Raw genomic sequence first — 16,687 nt, forward strand, 5'->3', positions numbered from 1 at the left:
ACTGGGCCTGATCACGCTCTGACCGAGGAGCGGCCGGCGGCGCCCCCGTCGTGTTGCAACTCCTCGCAGTCGAGACATGTACTGAGTGAGTGGCCGAGGGGGTGCAGCGTGGAGAAGATCGATCGCGTCGTCTTCGAGGAGTTGTTCGCGGCCAACTTCACCGACCTGATCCGCTTCGTCCGTCGTCGCGCTCCGGAGCATCTGGTGGACGATGTGGTAGCTGAGACGTTTCTCGTCGCGTGGCGCCGACGACGAGACCTTCCAGCACATCCACGTCCCTGGCTCTTCGCCACAGCCTCGAACGTTCTGCGCAACGCTCGCCGGCGGGAGACGCGCGAGCAGCTCATCGCTGAGCGGGTGTGGCTCCCGGAAGCAGTTGCCGCCGACAGCTCGACCGAGATCGATGCGCTGAACGCGCTGCGTTCCCTGTCCGAGGCGGACCAGGAGGTGCTCTCTCTGCACGTCTGGGAGGACCTCTCGGACACGGAAGCAGCGAAAGTGCTCGGCTGCAGCCGGGCCGCGTTCTCGATGCGCCTCTCCCGCGCCAAGAAGAGGTACGCCGCGATCCTCGATCCAACCCGGCCACGCGCGCAGCTCACTGCTCTTCCGACGGAAGGTTTCTCATGACACCCACCGACGAGTTGCTCGCCCTCAGACGAGCCGACCCCGCACGCCGGTCGGACGATGCGGCGGACGCAAGGCGACTCCGCGTGCGGCTCCTCGCCGACATCGAGTCGGAGACGATTCGCCGCGAGAACCCGACGAGGGATCTCCGCCGGCGCTTGATCGTGGGCGCGTGCGCGCTCGGTTTCGCCGCGTCCCTCGTCGCAATCGCGGCAATCGCAGGTCGGCCCACAGTTCCCGTGAGCACAGTGGCCCTGAATGCCGGGGGCATCTCCCCCTCGGGCCTGGCGAGCTGGACGCCGGCACCTGAGCCGGGCCCGAGCAGCTCCTCGGTCCTCGACAACTGCATCAGCACTCTCGACGCCAATCCGAACACCTCCGAGCCGGCCAGCGTTCTCTCCGCGGACACGCGAGGCAGCGTCGAATCAGTGCTCGTCGAGAGCGGCCCCTCCGTGGCCTGGTGCGTCGGAGAAAGCGCCACCACCCCGAGCTACGCACTCCTCGATGGCCCCGGGAACGATCCGCAGGAACCGGCGCCCGCCTCCATCGCACTCTTCGGAACGGGAGGCCAGCTACCGCCGACCGGTTACGGCTACGCCGCAGGAACGGTCGGTCGAGATGTCGCCGGCGTCACGCTGACCGAGGACGGTCACGAGGTCGCAGCGACCGTCTCCAACGGCTGGTGGTCTGCCTGGTGGCCGAGCACCGACGACACTCTTCTCCTCGACGGACAGATCACCATCGAGGACACGGACGGCGCAATGACCACAATCGACGCTCGAGCGCTCCAGTGATCGATCCCCGTACGGGACACCGTGCAGCCCCCTCCCCTCGCGTGGGGTAGATACCCTCGCCCCATGGGGACATCGGCTGCCGCGCCTCCGATGCCGCGCGTGACGTCTCGACTCTTGGTCGATCTGGTGGAGCGCAGTGCATGATGTCCCGATGAACGTTGGAGAGTTCCCGCGGCCCGATGGAGTGATGCCCATCGTCTTTGCCCCTCCTGGAGCCATCGTGTGAGTCATGTGCTCCATCTACATGTGGGACCCGAGGGAGACGTGCGAAGCCCGCGGGGGACGCAGCCTGAGTGGAGAGAAGCTCCTCTGGAATCGGCTGCTCGGATGGTTCAGTAGCTGAGGCGGCGGGTAACTAGCATGACAACTTCTTTCTTCATGGCCATCCTTATGCCATTCCTCATCTGGGTACTCTGGCTGGCGGTGGTTCGCAGGAAGGACGGTGGGAATCTTCCTTCTCGCCTCGCGTGGGCACTGGCAAGCGGCACAGGGATTCTGATCATGTTTGGTACGGCAACATCCAAATTCGCGGAACCAGCCACAGATAGGGACATCCTCACGAGCGACATGTCCTTCGCTCGTCTAGATGGATGCTTCCTGATCGCTGGCGCAGTAGTGTCAACCCTCATTCTGCTGGTTCTTTTCTTTGCATCAGGTGAAGGAGGGGGCGATACTCATACGCAACCCGAGAAGTCGCCAAAAACCGAAACAGACGCTTCTCGTAAGCTAGGGGACGACTGGTGACATCACCTGCCATCTTCGTCCGAGTACATGAGGCGATGGCTTCCCAATCCAAAACCGCTTCTTAGGCTGGCCAGGTACGGCGACTGGCCGGAAGAGCACGGTGAAGGTCGAACAGGACCGCGAAGGCGTCGCCGTTGTCGCGCCGCGTGCGCTCCCAGAGGTCCGCCTCGGCGGTCTCAGAGTCCGTCACAGTAGAGAGTGTCCGCCGACACCACTGGTGTCACATCTTCGTCGAACGCCGGACCGGATCCGCAATCGAACGACGGATCTGACGCACTGGACCATCCCCACACGGGACGCCTGTAGTCCGATCGATCAGACGGGTCGCACGCATGCTTCGTCTATCGCTTCTTGCTCGTCGTCGGTCAGCCACGCTTCGCTCGTGCTGGGGAACCAGCCCTGGTTCGGCCACTGGTCGGTGAAGTCGGTTCGGCTGGGGGCGTCGGGATTCTCGATGCCGTTCGCTTCGTAGCAGGGCACGAGGTACTCGGTCAGGTAGCTGTAGAGGTAGTCGATCTGCTCGGACGTCATGGGGACCACGGGTGTCGTGGGATAGCTCGACCAGCAGGTGAACGCGGCGACCGATTCGGCTTCCGTCGAGGCGGACGTCATGATGCTGACGGGTCCGCCGCCGGCGGCGTTCGAGCCGAGGTCGACCGGCAGGCCGGCCGCGGTGAGGCAGCCCAGGAGTGCTGTCGAGTCGTTCGGGTCGCGGTATTCCTGGAACGGGTCGGCGGGCCTCGTCGCGTCGGGGAAGCCGGCCAGGACTCCTTCCCATTGGCGGTCCTGCTCCTGGATGCGCAGCTGCTCCTGCTCGTCAGGGGCGAGAGGTGCAGGGGCGGGAGAGGGACCAAGATCGGGCATCGGGTAGGCGACGACAGAGGAAGCGGTCGCCTCAGGGGTGGGGCCAGGTGCGAGAGCCCACGTCGAGACCAGGGCGACCGCGAGGACGACGACGACGACGCCGGCGGCGACGATCCAGATCGCTCTCGCGCGGCCCGCTGGCTTCGGGTGAGTGCGGCTCTCGCCCAGGGCGGCGGCCGCGATGGATTCCGGTTCGTCGAAGGACCGCACGCGCTCGAGGGCTTCGGCCGGCTCGAGGCCGGCGAGCTCCTCATCGATCCCGTCTCGGATGGCGGAGGCGATGTCACGAGGGACAGGCCGCAGCGCCCGATCGAGCCGCTTCAAGTAGGTCTGGACCTCGCGGGGCGCGCTGGTCGGGGTCATGTGTCGTCTCCTGCCACGATCGCTTGGACGGAACGGGTGAAGGGCTCCCACTGGCGGCGGAACTCGCCCAGCTCGGCCTGTCCGGAGGGGGTGAGCTTGTAGTACTTCCGGACCGGGCCCGAACCGCTCTCCCCTGCGTAGGAGGTGATCAGCCCGCGATCCTTCAACCGCCCGAGCACCGGGTAGAGCGTGCCGATGCTCGCGATCATGCCCAGCGACACCAGCTCCTCCGACAGGCGCCAGCCGTACATCGGCTCCCGCGACAGGAGCCCGAGGGCGCAGTACTCCACCACGCCCTTCCGGATCTGGGCCCCCACGTCGACTGTCATGCTTTGCATGTTAGCGTGCGATGCATACTAGCCGTGGTGGGATTCTGGCGGTCCGGCTACCGCGCGACGGGGGGATGCGGATGCAGCACGATCAGGAGGAATCAATAGGACAGCTTTCCGTCCTCACGCGTGCGCGGCGCGTGCTCGGCCAGATCCTTCTGGTCTTACTGGTGATCGCGGCGCTTCTTTTCCAGCTCGTAGCCGCCTGGACACCACTCAGCCGAGTACTCGCGGAGTGCTACGACCTTGGACGGGTCCCGGTCGAGGCGTACTGGTACGGCGCTTCCGTACTCGTCGTCGCAGCTGCTGTGAGCATCACCTCCTGGATGCGCCGAGCGGTCGACAGCTCAGGGGTCCTCGCTGGAACACTTCTCGCAGTCGGCATCTTGACCGCGCTACTGTGCGTCTTCGTTGCCTTCGTGAGTGCCGGCTTTTGGACGATGTGGCATGAAGACTTCTCCGCCGCTGAATGGTGGGGCCAGTTCGTCGTCTACATCGCCGCCTACGCGACCCCTGCCCTCGCGCTGATCCTCGCTGCGCGCCTGATGTTCGTCCGACGCAAGGACGAACCCCTTTCGCTGGTTGTACCGACCGCCGCATTCCTGGCCTTCACGCTGGCGAGCGTGGCGTTGCAGGTCATTCGAAACTGGGTGGTGTGCTGAGCTCATCACTCAGTAGCTCCGTCGTCTTTCCTGCGCGACTACCCGATGACCGCCAGCCAGGCGGTCGCCCTCCACGGAGAAGCGTGATGGTCGCCGTATCGCCCGCGGCGCTCTTCCTGCCCCAGCTGCGGATGCTGTCGCGACCCGTCATCAACTAGGAGAACCCGTGTTCCTCGCGCTCCTCGCCGGCGCTCCCGCCGTGATCGGAGTCCTCTGGCTCGTCAACCTGTCAGGAGACGGGTCCGAGGAGAAGGTGCGGCGAGACACCTGCATCGGCGCCCTCGTCGTCAGCGTGCTGTTCATCGTCGGAGCCGTCGTCTACTGGTTCGTACCGGTGGACACGAGCAACGATGCCCAGGGCTCGTTCGGCGCTTCCGCTGTCGTCGGCGCCGCGCTGCTCGTCAGCGGCATCCTCGGCCTCGTCCTCACCCTGATCCTCCGGCTCACGATGCCGGGAGAGGCCCGCGTCGACCGCAGGTGACGCCGAGCTCGGACGATCGGGCTCGCCGCAGGCCGCGCAGCGCGCCTCAGCGCACCATCGGAGCGCAGGTCGGGCCAGGAGCCAGTGCGCAAGAACACGAAAGATCCGGTCGGCGCTCCGCCGTACTCTCTCCCTCATGACGGACTACGCCCGACCCGCTGTCGAGGACCGCGTCTTCACCGACGAGGACGGCCGGCCGATCCCCTACGGGAACCGCTGGGGAGGAGGACCACCTCCGGACGAGAGCTACTCCGTCACCCGCGACACCGAGCGGTTCCGACCCGTTCACACGATCGCGGACGCCCTGCTCGAGTACCTCGCTCGCAGCTACGACGTCACGGTCGAGGACGACCCGGCCCTCGCCGCCCGGGACGAAGCCGAGATCTCCTGGGCCGCCCGCGCCGTCCGCGTGACCCCTCGGTCGGTCGACGCCGCCCCGCTCACGATCGTCTGGACCGTCTTCCCCGGTGTCCTCCTCCACGCCGGAGCACTGCAGCGGTTCGACTATCCCGTCTGCGGCTGCGACGCCTGCGACGACGACTGGACCGCCCTCGCGGACGACCTCGAGCGAACCGTCCTCGACGTCGTCGCGGGACGCTACGAGGAGAGCATCACCGCTCACGACGACGGCATCACCGTCGCCTACCGCATCGGAGGCGGTGGTGAGCTGGGCATGTCGAGCGGCTACACCAACGAGGAGGGCGTGCATGAGGTGACCAGTCACGACGGGCAGCAGCTGTCCGCGCCCTGGAGCCGGGCGTGGCAGGCCTGGCCGGAACGCAGGCGCTGACGGACGCTCCGCACGGAGTCACCTCAGCAGGAGCGCGCCGGTCGGGCGACCGCGATCCCGCGCCGCCCTTGACCTCCCTCCCCTATCTTCCTATTCTTCGGTCATGCCCAGACGGAAGCAGGGAGCGGTCCTCCCCCTCGAGCTCGACCTCCTGGACGCGCTCATCGATGCGGGCGAGCCGACGCACGGCTTCGCTCTCGCCGCGTCGCTCGCCACCGGAGACGGCCGGCCGCTCACGGCGCACGGCACGCTCTACAAGGCGCTGGGGAGGATGCAGGAGCGCGGTCTCGTCTCGTCGTCCTGGGAGGACAAGGCGGAGGCGAACGCGCAGGGCCGCCCTCCGCGCCGCCGCTACGAGGTGACCGGCGAGGGACGCGCCGTCGCCCACGCGGCCGCCGCTGCCCGCTCGGGCGCTGCCGGTCGTGCCCCGTTCGTCCTCGGTGGAACGGCGTGAGCGCCCGATCGTCGGCGGCGATGCGCCGCTCCACGGTCGCCGCGCTGCGCTGGTGCCGCTTCTACACCCGCGGACTGGATCCGCACTTCGCGACCGAGCGGGCGGAGGAGATCGCGTCCGACCTCTTCGAGCACACCCGGTGGGCCGAGGAGAGGGAGCAGGCTCCCCGCCGCACGGCTCGGCAGATCGCCTCGCGCACGGTCCGGGGCGCCGGGGCGGATCTGCTGTGGCGCCGCGCCCGACTCCACGAGGGAAGCGCGGAGATGCTCTTCGACGCGCGAGTGGGGTCGCTCTCCACCGCCCTCTGGGCTGTCGTGTTCGTGCTCGTCCTGGCCTCCGTCGTCGTCGGCGGGTGGGCGAGCACCCGCCTGGTCACGGAGAGTCCGGTGCCGTTCGCGACGACGGCACCGGTGTTCGCGGCGACCGCCGTCGCCGCGCTGGCTCTGCTGCTGCTCCTGCACCACCGGACCCGCCGTGCCGGCGCCGTGCTGGGAGCGGTCGCCGTCTCGGTCCTCCCGACGGTCGCGGTAGACGCGCTCTGGTACGTCAGCGCCACGGTCCCCGTGCTCGTGTCCTCGGTGCCCTCCCTCGACCTCCTTCTCCTGCTGCTGGGGAACGCGCAAGGACTCGTCCTGCTCGCCGCCGCCCTCTGCTGGTCCATCGCCCGACGCCCCACCGGAAGCCAGGTCACGACATGACGGATCCCCGCCCTCGAGGCACCACCCGGCTGCGCGCCACGATCGCCCTCGCCGCGGGAGGACTGCTCCTCACGGCAGGCCTCGGCGCCGTCCTCGCCGCCACCACGGCGTCGGCCGTCCAGGACTACGACGACCGCTTCGCCGCCGCGCGGGCGGCCGACCCGCCCGTCGTCGAGGAGGACGTCGCCTCGTCGCCGCTCCCCTCGATCACCCCCGCCGCCCACGAGCCGGGCACGCCGTTCGAGGAGGCGACGCCGACCGCCGCCCCCGACGGGCACCGGTACGACCAGTGGGGCGTCCGCCTCTACGACGTCTCCGACGCACCGGACGACATCACCTACCCGGCGAGCCTCGTCGGCGACGAGCTCGGCAACGCGGTCAGCTGGGTCGACATGCAGCTGCGCATCGCCGGCTGCATGCGCGAGGAGGGCTTCGACTACACCTTCAAGCTGTGGTGGGACCGCTCGCCCGAGGACCGGGGCTCCGAGCCCCTCGCGGAGGACAGCGAGGCCATGGCCGCCCTCTACGGAACGAACCTCACCTCCACCGGCCCCTATGACTGGACGCAGGCCGGCTGCCACGGCCGGATCGTGCACGAGATGGGCAACGACGACGCCCACTGACGCCCCGACGAGGGAGCGTCGACACGGAGTCGGCCTCGCGGCCCCTCGCCGACCGCGCTCAGCTCCCGCGGTGCGCTCAGACCTCGTCCTGCCGCGTCGCCCAGGCGATCAGGCGGCGGAGGATCTCGCGGTGCTCGGGCGATTCGAAGGAGCGGGTGTCGTGGCCGAGGGCGTCGTAGGCGACGCGGCCGCTGCCGCCGGTCGCCTCGCGCAGCCAGATCAGGGGGTGCTCGACGCCGTCGTGCTCGTGGACCGCGAGGATCTCGTTGTCGGCCGCGGTGCGGAGGGACGTGTAGCGCTCGTCCTGCAGGACGAAGTCCCCGATCCCGGCGGTGAGCGGGTGCCCGAGGAGGCGGACGCGGGCCTCGCCGTGCTCGGGGTGGAAGGACGTCCCCCGCTCCCACCGGCCGCCGATCGCCTGCTCCCACTCCGGCGCGTCGACGAAGCTCGTCGAGGAGGCGTGCAGCGCGAGCACGGGGGCACCGGAGGCGAGCAGGCGTCCGAGGCCGGCCCGCGCGGCGGCGGCGGGCGATGGTGACCCGTCCCGGGGCAGCCCGACGTTGACGACGACGAGATCCGGAGCGTCCTCGAACCGCCGCAGCGCGTCGTCCACGTCCGGCGCGACCCTGAGCGCGAAGCCCGACTCGCGCAGGATCGCGACCACGCACTCGGTCGTCTCGGCGAAGGGGTGCCAGGGGTCGCCGTAGCGGTCGGCACCAGCGCGGCCGGCACCGGAGAGGACGAGGGCGGAGAGCATTCGCGACACGCTCCGGAGCCTAGGCGGGGGTGCGCGGCGGCGCGCGCGTGTGTTTGCATGTGTGCGTTCATTCGACACTGCACACAGGAGGTCGCTCATGGTCGCCGCCGCACGCCGGGACGCCATCCTCCGCGAGCTGGAGCTCCGGGGATCGGTCTCGAACGCCGCGCTCGCCCTCCGGTTCCGGACGTCGCAGATGACGGTGCGCCGCGACCTCGGGGCGCTCGAGGCCGACGGGCTGCTCGTGCGGGTGCACGGCGGCGCGCTGTCACCGGCGGTGGCGGCGCAGCAGCAGAGCAGAGCCGATCCGACCGCCGTCCGCGCGGCGGAGCGGCCGGTCGCGACGATCGGCATGATCGTGCCGACGAGCACCTACTACTTCCCCGAGGTGATCCGCGGCGCCAGCCAGGCGGCGCGGGAGCTCAACTGCCGTCTCGTCGTCGGGGCGACCAGCTACTCCGAGGCGGAGGAGCTGCGCCAGGCACGGAGGCTCATCGACCGCGGCGTCGACGCCCTCCTGATCACCCCGCGGGACGCGCTGCGCGAAGGATCGGAGCTCCTCGAGCTCCTCGAGAGCGCGGATCTCCCGGTCGTGATCATCGAGCGCTCGATCGAGGAGTCGATCGCCGCGCGCCTGGAGTGCGTCCGCTCCGATCACGGCTACGGCACCGAGATCGCGGTCCGGCACCTCCTCGAGCAGGGCCACCACAGCATCGCCCTCGCGGCGCGGCCCGTCGCGACCGCCGCAGGGCTCGCCGTCGGCTACGAGCGCGCGATGCGCGCCACGGGCGGCGGCAGGAAGAGCGACCGCCTCCGGCGCGAGCTCTCGCATCCGCCGGTCGGCCAGAGCGTCTCGATCCCCGAGCTCACCGCGTTCCTCGACGACTGCCTCGACGCCGGCGTCACCGCGGCGATCGTGCTCGGCGACGCCGACTCGATGGCCTTCACCGACCTCGTTCTGGAGCGCGGGCTGCGAGTGCCGCAGGACTTCGGCGTCATCGCCTACGACGACGAGATCTCCGCCCTGGCCGCGGTCCCCCTGACCGCGGTCGCTCCCCCCAAGCACGAGCTCGGCCACACCGCGCTCCGCCTCTGCGTCGACCGCCTGCGCCTCGGCGACCAGCGTGCGCGCACGGTGGTGCGGATGATCCTGCTGCCGGCCCTCGTCGTCCGGGAGTCGACCGTCCGCGGGACCGCCTCTGTGCGTTGATGTGCGTTTGACGCTGCGCTCCTTGTCGCGTCGCGGCCGGGGATCGATGATCGATCCACACCGACCGCAGCTGTCCGAAGGAGCACACCATGCGCACCCGCCGCCTCCCCCTCGCCGCCGCCGCCCTGGCGACGACGATCGCCCTCGCCGGCTGCTCGTCCGGGGGCTCGACCGCCGCTGAGACCCCGCAGGGCCCGCCCGCCGGCGACATCACCTTCTGGTCGTCGCTCAGCGGGATGGCCGACGTCGTCGAAGCCTTCAACGCGAGCCAGGACGACATCACGGTGGCTTTCGAGGAGATCCCGAACGGCGCGAACGGCGGCTACACGAAGCTCGCCGCCGCGATCACCTCCGGCACCGGCCCGGACGTCGTCGGCATCGAGTACGACCGCCTGCCGAGCTTCGTCGCGGCCGGCCAGGTCCTGCCCCTGGACGACGTGATCGGCGAGGACGTCCGCACCGCGTACGACGACCAGGTCGAGAACCTCGTGACGTTCGGCGACGACTCCTACGCCCTCCCCTACGACGCACCGCCGCTGACCATGTGGTACCGCCAGGACGTCCTGGACGCGGCCGGAGTCGGAGTCCCGACGACCTGGGCCGAGTTCGAGGACGCAGCTCGGGCGGTGAAGGCCTGGAACCCCGACGCCTACCTCGCCAGCTACTTCACCAACGAGCCCCCGCTCGCTCCGCTCGCGTGGCAGGCCGGAGCGGAGTGGTTCACCGCCGAGGACGACCACTGGAACGTCGCGATCGACGACGCGGCCTCCGAGAAGGTCGCCGACTTCTGGCAGCGCCTCATCGATGAGGACCTCGTGAAGAAGCAGCTCGGGTTCAGCGACGAGTGGACGGCCGACCTCGGCGACGGGACGGTGAACGGCTGGATCGGCGGCTCCTGGAGCGCCTCCGGTCTGAAGACCCGCACCGAGGGGGCCGGCCAGGCCGGGAAGTGGATCGCCGCCGCACCGCCCTCGTGGGGGGACGAGCCCAGCGGAGCCCTGAGCGGCGGGACCGGGTTCGCGATCGCCGAGGGCACCGACGACTCCCCCGCCGCCGCGGTCTTCCTCGAGTGGCTGACCACGACCACCGCCGCGGTGGAGGCTCGCGGCGCCGTCGGCACCGCCTATCTCGCCTATCCCGGGCTCAACGACGCCGCAGCGTCCGTCGCGCCGGTCGACTACTACGCGAACGACATCTACGCGGTGTTCGACGAGGCCTCGGCGGATCTCGCTCCGTGGGCGTGGGGGCCGAGCTACGACCTGACCAGCACCGCGCTGAAGGACTCGGTGACCGCCGAGCCCTCGCTCTCCGAGGCACTGCAGAGCACGCAGACGGCCACGGTCGACGGACTCGAGCGCCTCGGGCTCGAGGTCTCCCAGTGACCTCCGTCCGGGCGGGCGCCTCCCCGAGGGGACCCCGGTCGTGACGCTCCTGCGCCGGCCCTCGGCCCTCCGCTCCCGCCGGAGCGGCGTCTCGGGCACCGGAGGCCGGACGGCCTCGATCTTCCTCCTGCCCTTCTTCGCCCTGTTCATGGTCACGATGATCGCTCCGGTCGTCTACGCGATCGGGATGAGCCTGTTCGCGCAGTCCCGCTCCGGCCTCGGCTTCGGCGGCTCGACCACCGAGTTCGTCGGGATCGGCAACTACGTCGCCGTCCTGTCGGACCAGAGCTTCCTCGAGGGCTTCGGCCGCCTCGCGCTGTACTGCGTGCTGTACGTCCCGGCGCTGCTCGTGGTCGCCCTCTCCCTCGCGCTGCTGCTCGACGCCGGGGTCACCCTCGCCCGGCGCACCTTCCAGCTCCTGCTGTTCCTCCCGCACGCCGTACCGGGCGTCATCGCGGCCCTGATCTGGGCCTACCTCTACACCCCGGGGGTGAGCCCGATCGTGAAGGCGCTCGCCTCCGGCGGGATCGGGATCGACTTCCTCTCCGTGCACCTCGTGCTGCCCTCGATGGTCAACATCGCGATCTGGGAGTGGGCGGGCTACAACGTGATCATCCTGTTCACGGCCCTGCAGGCGGTTCCCGGCGAGGTCCTCGAGGCCGCGAAGGTCGACGGGGCGGGCGGGATCCGCACCGCGCTCTCGATCAAGGCCCCCCTGATCGCCCCCGCGCTCGGCGTCGCCCTGCTCTTCACCGTGATCGGCTCTCTGCAGCTGTTCACCGAACCGCGGATCCTCTCCTCGGCCACCACCGCGGTCACCAGCACCTGGGTGCCGAACATGTGGGCGTACGACGCCGCGTTCAACCGCAACAACCTCCCCGAGGCGGCCGCCGCCTCGATCGTCCTCGCCGCTCTCGCCGGCGTCCTCTCGTGGGCCGTGACCCGCTTCACCTCGAAGGAGCGCAGCCAGTGACCGCCGTCATCGACACCGTGCACGACCGCCCGGCCCCCGCCTCCCCGACTCCTCCCGGGCCGCGCCGCCGCGGCCGTCGCGGGCCCTCCCGCGCCGCGTCGCTCACCGTCAACGGGCTGCTCGTCGTCGGGGCCGGGTACATGATCGTCCCGCTGCTCTGGCTGGTGTTCGCCGTCACCAAGGACGCCCCCGGCCTGTACTCCGGCGACGCCCTCGCGGTCGGCGGCGAGTTCCTCGCCAACATGACCCGGGTGCTCACCCAGGACGGCGGGATCTTCGTCCGCTGGCTCGGCAACAGCATCCTCTACGCCGGCGTCGGCGCCGTGGTGGGCGGCTTCGTCGCCCTGATGGCCGGCTACGCGTTCGACAAGTTCCGCTTCCGCGGCTCCCGCCCGCTCTACGCGGCCGTCCTCGTCGGCGTCCTCATCCCCAACACGGCGACCGTGATCCCGCTCTACCTCCTCGCTGCGTCGATCGGCGCGACGGACACGATCTGGGCCGTGCTGATCCCCGCCTTCTGCAACCCGTTCAGCGTCTACCTGGCCCGCGTCTTCAGCGCCGGCTACCTGCCGGGCGAGGTCCTCGAGGCCGGTCGCGTCGACGGCGCCGGACCGGTCAGGAGCTTCCTGCAGATCGGCCTCCCGATGCTGCTGCCGGGCTTCGTCACCATCGCGCTCTTCCAGTTCGTCGGCATCTGGAACAACTTCATGCTGCCGCTGATCATGCTGCAGGACCGCAGCCTCTTCCCCTCCAGCGTCGGCATCGCCCTGTGGCAGAGCCAGGTGCAGCAGAACCCCGAGTTCTCGACTCTCGTGATCGCCGGCTCCTTCCTCTCGATCGTGCCGCTGGTCCTCGCGTTCGTCCTCCTGCAGCGCTTCTGGCGGGCGGGCCTGAGCGCCGGGAGCGTCAAGTGAGCGGCCGCAAGCGCGTCGCGTTCGCGATGTCCGACTCGGCCCTGGACCGGATCTTCCCGGCCGAGCGCCTCGCCGCTGTCGCCGCCGTCGCCGACATCGCCGGACACGTCAGCGAATTCGGGTCCGCCTCGTCGCGGCGGATCCTCGGCGACGTCGACGTCCTGATCACCGGCTGGGGCTCCCCCCGGCTCGACACCGACGTCCTCGACGCGATCCCGAACCTGGAGGCGGTCCTGCACTCGGCCGGGACCGTGAAGCCCTACCTCGCCGAGGAGGTCCTGCTCCGGGGGGTGCAGGTGAGCACCGCGGCCGCGGCGAACGCGGTCCCCGTCGCGGAGTACACCGTGGCGATGATCGTCCTCGCGGCCAAGCGGGTCCTGCCGCTGGCCCGCCGCTACCGGGAGGAGCGGCGCGAGATCGACGTCGAGCGCGACTTCCCCGGGCTCGGCGCCTTCGACAAGCGGGTCGGGATCATCGGCGCCTCCACCATCGGCCGGCTCGTCGTCCGGCTGCTGCGCTCGTACCGCTTCGAGGTCGTCGTCTACGACCCCTACCTCGACGACGACGGCGCCGCGGCGCTCGGGGTCGAGCTCGTCGGCCTGGACGATCTCCTCGCCACGAGCGACGTCGTCTCGGTGCACGCCCCGTCCCTCCCCTCCACCTGGAACCTCGTCGACGCCCGCGGCATCGAGCGGATGCGCACCGACGCGACCCTGATCAACACCGCTCGCGGCGAGATCATCGACCAGGCCGCGCTCACCCGCCGCGTCCTCGCCGGCGAGCTCTACGCGATCCTCGACGTCACCTCGCCCTGGATCCTCGACCCCGCCCACCCGCTCTACACCTCGGGGCGAGCCCTGCTCACCCCGCACATCGCGGGGTCCTACGGCACCGAGCTCGGCCGCCTCGCCGAGTCGGTGCTGGAGGAGCTCGTCCGCCTCACCGACGGCCGCGCGCTCGCGCACCGCCTGTCCCCCGCCCGGTTCGCCGTCACGGCCTGAACCGGCGATCCTCCACGGGCCTCCGGGCCCGTCCTCCAGCGACCCTTCCGACCTCAGGAGCCACCACCATGACCGACCACTTCCTCTCCCGTCGCGCCGTCCTCGGCGCCGTCGGCGGGGCTGTCGCCCTGACCGCCCTCGCCGGTCCCGCCGACGCCGACACCGCCGACGCCGCCACCACCCGCGGCTCCGGCCGGGCGCCCCGGATCGTCCCGCTCGGCCCGGGCATCGAGCAGTACGCGCTGATGAGCAGCGTGCTCCTGGACGGAGTCGCGTACATCGGCTCCCGCAACCTCGCGACCACCGGGGTCATCGCCGTCGACGTCGCCGCCGGACTCGTGACCGCCTCCACCACGGTCGGCAACGGCTACAGCATCCAGGCGCTCGCCCTTGATCCGGTCCGGCGACTGCTCTACATCGGGATCCTGCAGAAGTCGGCCGGGACTGCGCCGAACCTCTTCCGCTGGGACCTCGCGACCCCCGCCGTCGCGGCGACCCCGATCGGGCGGATCGGCGACCGCGACGTGCGCGACCTGGCCGTCTCGCCCGACGGCGTCCTCTTCGCGGTCGGCGGCGGCGGGACGACCGCGCCCGCGCTCTGGCAGTACGACCCCGCGACCGCCGCCGTCACCAGCCTCGGCGTCCCCGACCCGGCGGTCACCCTCGCCCGGGCCGTGGCCGCCACCGACGCCGCCGTCTACTTCGGCGCCGGCAGCACCCTCGGCGGCGGGGCGGGCACCAGCCGCGCGGCGCTCTACGCCTTCGACCGCGCGACCGGGGCCTTCGCGAACATCACCCCGGCCGAGATGGTCGCCGATCCGAGCATCCGCGAGCTCGCCGTCGACGGCGACCGGCTCCTCGTCTCCACCGCCGGCGCCGCCCGGCCGAGCACCCTCGCCTCGCTGTCGCTGGCCGACCCCGCCTCGTACACGTCCGCGCTGTCGATCGGCAAGACCGCGAAGAGCTTCGCGCGGATCGACGACACCGTCTACGCCGCCAACGAGACCGGCGTCGTCGCCTGGGACACCGCGGCGGGGACCGTCGAGCAGCTCGACCTGGCCGGCCTGGAGCTGGGCGAGATCTGGGGCCTCGACCCGCTCGACGGCGACCTCGTCGCCACCTCCGGCTACGCCTTCCTCGCCCGGATCTCCCTGCCCGGCACCGACCACCGGCTGATCGATCTCGGAGAGGCCGGCGCGCCCGTCGGACCGCAGACGTGCATGGGCATCGCGGTCGGCGCGGGCTCCGCCTACGTCGGCGGCAACGGCGGCATCGCCCGCCACGACCTCGCCACCGGGGCCGTCGTCAACCTTCGGGCTCCCGGAGAGGCGAAGGACGCGGAGGTCATCGACGGGGTCCTGCACACCGGCCAGTACAGCGGCCAGGGCATCTGGGCCTACGACCCCGCCTCCCCGGACCCGATCCGCCAGGTCGCCCGCTTCCCCGAGGCGCAGAACCGCCCCCTCGACACCGAGTACGACGAGTCCAGCGGGCTCCTGCTCGTCGCGGCGCAGGCCGACACCGAGGGAGGCGGCTCGATCTGGACCTACGACCCTGCGACCGGTGCCTCGACGATCGCCGTGAACCCCATCGACTCCGCACAGCTCGTCCGCGCCGTCACCGCCGTGGACGGAGTCGCCTACCTCGGCGGGGACAACGCGCAGAAGACCGGGCCCCGCGGGACCGTCGTCGCCTGGGACCCCGTGAGCCGCACCGAGCTGTGGCGCCTCGAGACCGGACAGGCCACCGGCATCGCGGCGCTCAGCCACACCGGCCGGCACCTGTTCGCGATCACCATCAAGGGGATCGTCCTCGTCATCGACCGCGTCACCCGCAGCATCGTGCACACCTCGGACCAGAGCGCGCTCTGCCCGGGCTTCGCCGCGATGACCACCGCCCGCGGCCACGTCTACGTCGTCAGCGACACCACTCTGTTCCGCATCGACCCGCGCAGCTTCGACGTCACCGTCGTGGTCCCGGCGATCGACGGCGGCTGGTACAGCGGTCCGCACCTCGCCGCCGATGCCGACGGCGCGCTCTACACGCTGCGGGGCCGGGACCTCGTCCGCGTCGACGACTGCGTCCGCGTCCGATGACGGAGCGCGAGGCCGCGCTCGTCGGCATCGACGTCGGCGGCACCAAGACCCACCTCGCCGCCGAGTCCGGTGCCGGGCAGCGCGAGGACCTGGTCGTGCCCTCCGCGCAGTGGCGCTCGGGACCGGTGTTCTCCGACCCTGCGAACCTCCTCCGGCTCGCCGACCTGGTCAGTGGGCTCGTCCCGGTGGGACCGCGGACGCAGGTCGTCGCCGGTCTGAACGGAGTCGACACCCCGGCCCAGGTGCGCCGCGCGCACGAAGCGCTGACCGGCCGGCTCGGCACCTCCCACGTCGAGGTCGTCAACGACGCCGAGCTGCTCGGGCCCGCGCTCGGCCGGCAGCCGTCGCTGCAGCTGATCGTCGGGACCGGCGCCGTCGTGCTCGGCCGCGACGAGGCCGGCCGGCCGCTGCGCGCGTTCGGCTTCGGCTGGATGCTCAACGACTTCGGCAGCGCGCCCGCCCTGGTCCGCGAGGCGGTCCGCGAGCTGCTGCTGCACGAGGACCTCGGGCGGGGCGGCGACGTGCTGGGTCCGCTGCTGCTCGCGAGCTACGGTGTCGCGGACCTGGAGCACCTGGCGCTCGAGGTCTCCGCCCGGGCCGGCCTCACCGAGTGGGGCCGGCTCGCCCCGCTCGTCTTCCAGGCGGCGGAGCAGGGATCCGTCGTCGCCCGGGAGGTGATCGACCACGCCGCGCAGCGGCTCGCCGAGGGTGTCGGCACCCTCCGACGCCGAGGCGCCGTCGGCTCCGTCGTGGTGGCCGCGGGCGGCGTCATCGTCCACCAGCCCCGCCTGCAGGAGGCCATCAGGGCCCGCCTCGACCCGGATCTCCGCCTGATCGTCCTCGACCGCCCGCCCGTCGAGGGCGCCCTCGCCCTCGCCCGCCTCCGCGCGGCGTCGCTCCAGCCCGCCTCCCACTGATCGGACCCCCG

At 70.9% G+C, this 16,687-nt stretch carries 19 protein-coding genes; 16 read left to right on the forward strand and 3 right to left on the reverse strand.

Features of this window, described 5'->3' with window-relative positions; translation table 11 throughout:
• Positions 1–108 precede the first annotated feature (108 nt).
• From EDF17_RS10790 to EDF17_RS10800, 3 genes are all read left to right on the forward strand, one after another.
• Entirely contained in the window at positions 109–627 is a 519-nt protein-coding gene (locus EDF17_RS10790; protein WP_123446437.1) for an RNA polymerase sigma factor, read from the forward strand.
• A complete protein-coding gene (locus EDF17_RS10795; RefSeq protein ID WP_123446436.1) occupies positions 624–1,418 on the forward strand; it encodes a hypothetical protein in 795 nt (264 codons plus the stop codon). The genes EDF17_RS10790 and EDF17_RS10795 overlap by 4 nt, the downstream gene beginning before the upstream one ends.
• Positions 1,419–1,778: 360 nt before the next feature.
• Positions 1,779–2,162 (forward strand): hypothetical protein, encoded by a 384-nt coding sequence (locus EDF17_RS10800; RefSeq protein WP_133672003.1) that lies wholly within the window; start codon positions 1,779–1,781, stop codon positions 2,160–2,162.
• A gap of 315 nt (positions 2,163–2,477) precedes the next feature.
• On the opposite strand, the gene EDF17_RS10805 is transcribed toward EDF17_RS10800, so the two are convergent.
• Together EDF17_RS10805 and EDF17_RS10810 are read right to left on the reverse strand one after the other, a co-directional pair.
• Positions 2,478–3,389 carry a hypothetical protein gene (locus EDF17_RS10805; protein ID WP_123446435.1) on the reverse strand — a complete coding sequence of 304 codons (912 nt, stop codon included), beginning with the start codon at positions 3,387–3,389 and terminating at the stop codon, positions 2,478–2,480.
• The gene (locus tag EDF17_RS10810; protein ID WP_104223417.1) at positions 3,386–3,718 is read right to left on the reverse strand and encodes a PadR family transcriptional regulator; all 333 of its coding nucleotides are present in this window, start codon (positions 3,716–3,718) and stop codon (positions 3,386–3,388) included. The genes EDF17_RS10805 and EDF17_RS10810 overlap by 4 nt, the downstream gene beginning before the upstream one ends.
• Positions 3,719–3,798: 80 nt before the next feature.
• Between EDF17_RS10810 and EDF17_RS10815 the strand changes: the two genes are divergently transcribed.
• The 6 genes from EDF17_RS10815 to EDF17_RS10840 all read left to right on the forward strand — a co-directional run bounded on the left by EDF17_RS10815 (position 3,799) and on the right by EDF17_RS10840 (position 7,426).
• Entirely contained in the window at positions 3,799–4,380 is a 582-nt protein-coding gene (locus EDF17_RS10815; protein WP_133672006.1) for a hypothetical protein, read from the forward strand.
• 166 nt (positions 4,381–4,546) lie between these two features.
• Entirely contained in the window at positions 4,547–4,861 is a 315-nt protein-coding gene (locus tag EDF17_RS10820; protein ID WP_123446433.1) for a hypothetical protein, read from the forward strand.
• Between the two features lie 136 nt (positions 4,862–4,997).
• A complete protein-coding gene (locus EDF17_RS10825) occupies positions 4,998–5,651 on the forward strand; it encodes a DUF6226 family protein (RefSeq protein ID WP_123446432.1) in 654 nt (217 codons plus the stop codon).
• Between the two features lie 103 nt (positions 5,652–5,754).
• On the forward strand, positions 5,755–6,105 hold the full coding sequence (locus EDF17_RS10830; protein WP_123446431.1) for a PadR family transcriptional regulator: 351 nt from the start codon (positions 5,755–5,757) through the stop codon (positions 6,103–6,105).
• A complete protein-coding gene (locus tag EDF17_RS10835) occupies positions 6,102–6,803 on the forward strand; it encodes a hypothetical protein (protein WP_123446430.1) in 702 nt (233 codons plus the stop codon). The genes EDF17_RS10830 and EDF17_RS10835 overlap by 4 nt, the downstream gene beginning before the upstream one ends.
• Complete coding sequence (locus EDF17_RS10840) at positions 6,800–7,426, forward strand: hypothetical protein (RefSeq protein ID WP_123446429.1); 627 nt, start codon at positions 6,800–6,802, stop codon at positions 7,424–7,426. Before EDF17_RS10835 ends, EDF17_RS10840 begins: the two co-directional genes overlap by 4 nt.
• A gap of 76 nt (positions 7,427–7,502) precedes the next feature.
• On the opposite strand, the gene EDF17_RS10845 is transcribed toward EDF17_RS10840, so the two are convergent.
• Positions 7,503–8,183, reverse strand: a complete 681-nt coding sequence (locus EDF17_RS10845; RefSeq protein ID WP_123446428.1) for a ThuA domain-containing protein — start codon at positions 8,181–8,183, stop codon at positions 7,503–7,505.
• Positions 8,184–8,280: 97 nt separating this feature from the next.
• Here EDF17_RS10845 and EDF17_RS10850 point away from each other — a divergent pair, with 97 nt between their 5' ends.
• From EDF17_RS10850 to EDF17_RS10880, 7 genes are all read left to right on the forward strand, one after another.
• Positions 8,281–9,393: a LacI family DNA-binding transcriptional regulator gene (locus EDF17_RS10850; protein ID WP_123446427.1), complete on the forward strand. Its 1,113-nt coding sequence runs from the start codon at positions 8,281–8,283 to the stop codon at positions 9,391–9,393.
• An 89-nt stretch (positions 9,394–9,482) separates the two neighbouring features.
• Positions 9,483–10,775 (forward strand): sugar ABC transporter substrate-binding protein, encoded by a 1,293-nt coding sequence (locus tag EDF17_RS10855; protein ID WP_123446426.1) that lies wholly within the window; start codon positions 9,483–9,485, stop codon positions 10,773–10,775.
• A gap of 40 nt (positions 10,776–10,815) precedes the next feature.
• Complete coding sequence (locus tag EDF17_RS10860) at positions 10,816–11,748, forward strand: sugar ABC transporter permease (RefSeq protein ID WP_123446425.1); 933 nt, start codon at positions 10,816–10,818, stop codon at positions 11,746–11,748.
• The gene (locus EDF17_RS10865) at positions 11,745–12,662 is read left to right on the forward strand and encodes a carbohydrate ABC transporter permease (RefSeq protein WP_243732865.1); all 918 of its coding nucleotides are present in this window, start codon (positions 11,745–11,747) and stop codon (positions 12,660–12,662) included. The genes EDF17_RS10860 and EDF17_RS10865 overlap by 4 nt, the downstream gene beginning before the upstream one ends.
• The gene (locus EDF17_RS10870) at positions 12,659–13,663 is read left to right on the forward strand and encodes a hydroxyacid dehydrogenase (RefSeq protein ID WP_243732866.1); all 1,005 of its coding nucleotides are present in this window, start codon (positions 12,659–12,661) and stop codon (positions 13,661–13,663) included. The genes EDF17_RS10865 and EDF17_RS10870 overlap by 4 nt, the downstream gene beginning before the upstream one ends.
• 68 nt (positions 13,664–13,731) lie before the next feature.
• Positions 13,732–15,759 (forward strand): PQQ-binding-like beta-propeller repeat protein, encoded by a 2,028-nt coding sequence (locus EDF17_RS10875; protein WP_123446424.1) that lies wholly within the window; start codon positions 13,732–13,734, stop codon positions 15,757–15,759.
• Positions 15,756–16,676 carry a hypothetical protein gene (locus tag EDF17_RS10880; RefSeq protein WP_123446423.1) on the forward strand — a complete coding sequence of 307 codons (921 nt, stop codon included), beginning with the start codon at positions 15,756–15,758 and terminating at the stop codon, positions 16,674–16,676. Before EDF17_RS10875 ends, EDF17_RS10880 begins: the two co-directional genes overlap by 4 nt.
• Positions 16,677–16,687 lie beyond the last annotated feature (11 nt).

The organism is Rathayibacter sp. PhB1, from assembly GCF_004362935.1.
Taxonomy (GTDB): Bacteria; Actinomycetota; Actinomycetes; order Actinomycetales; family Microbacteriaceae; genus Rathayibacter; species Rathayibacter festucae.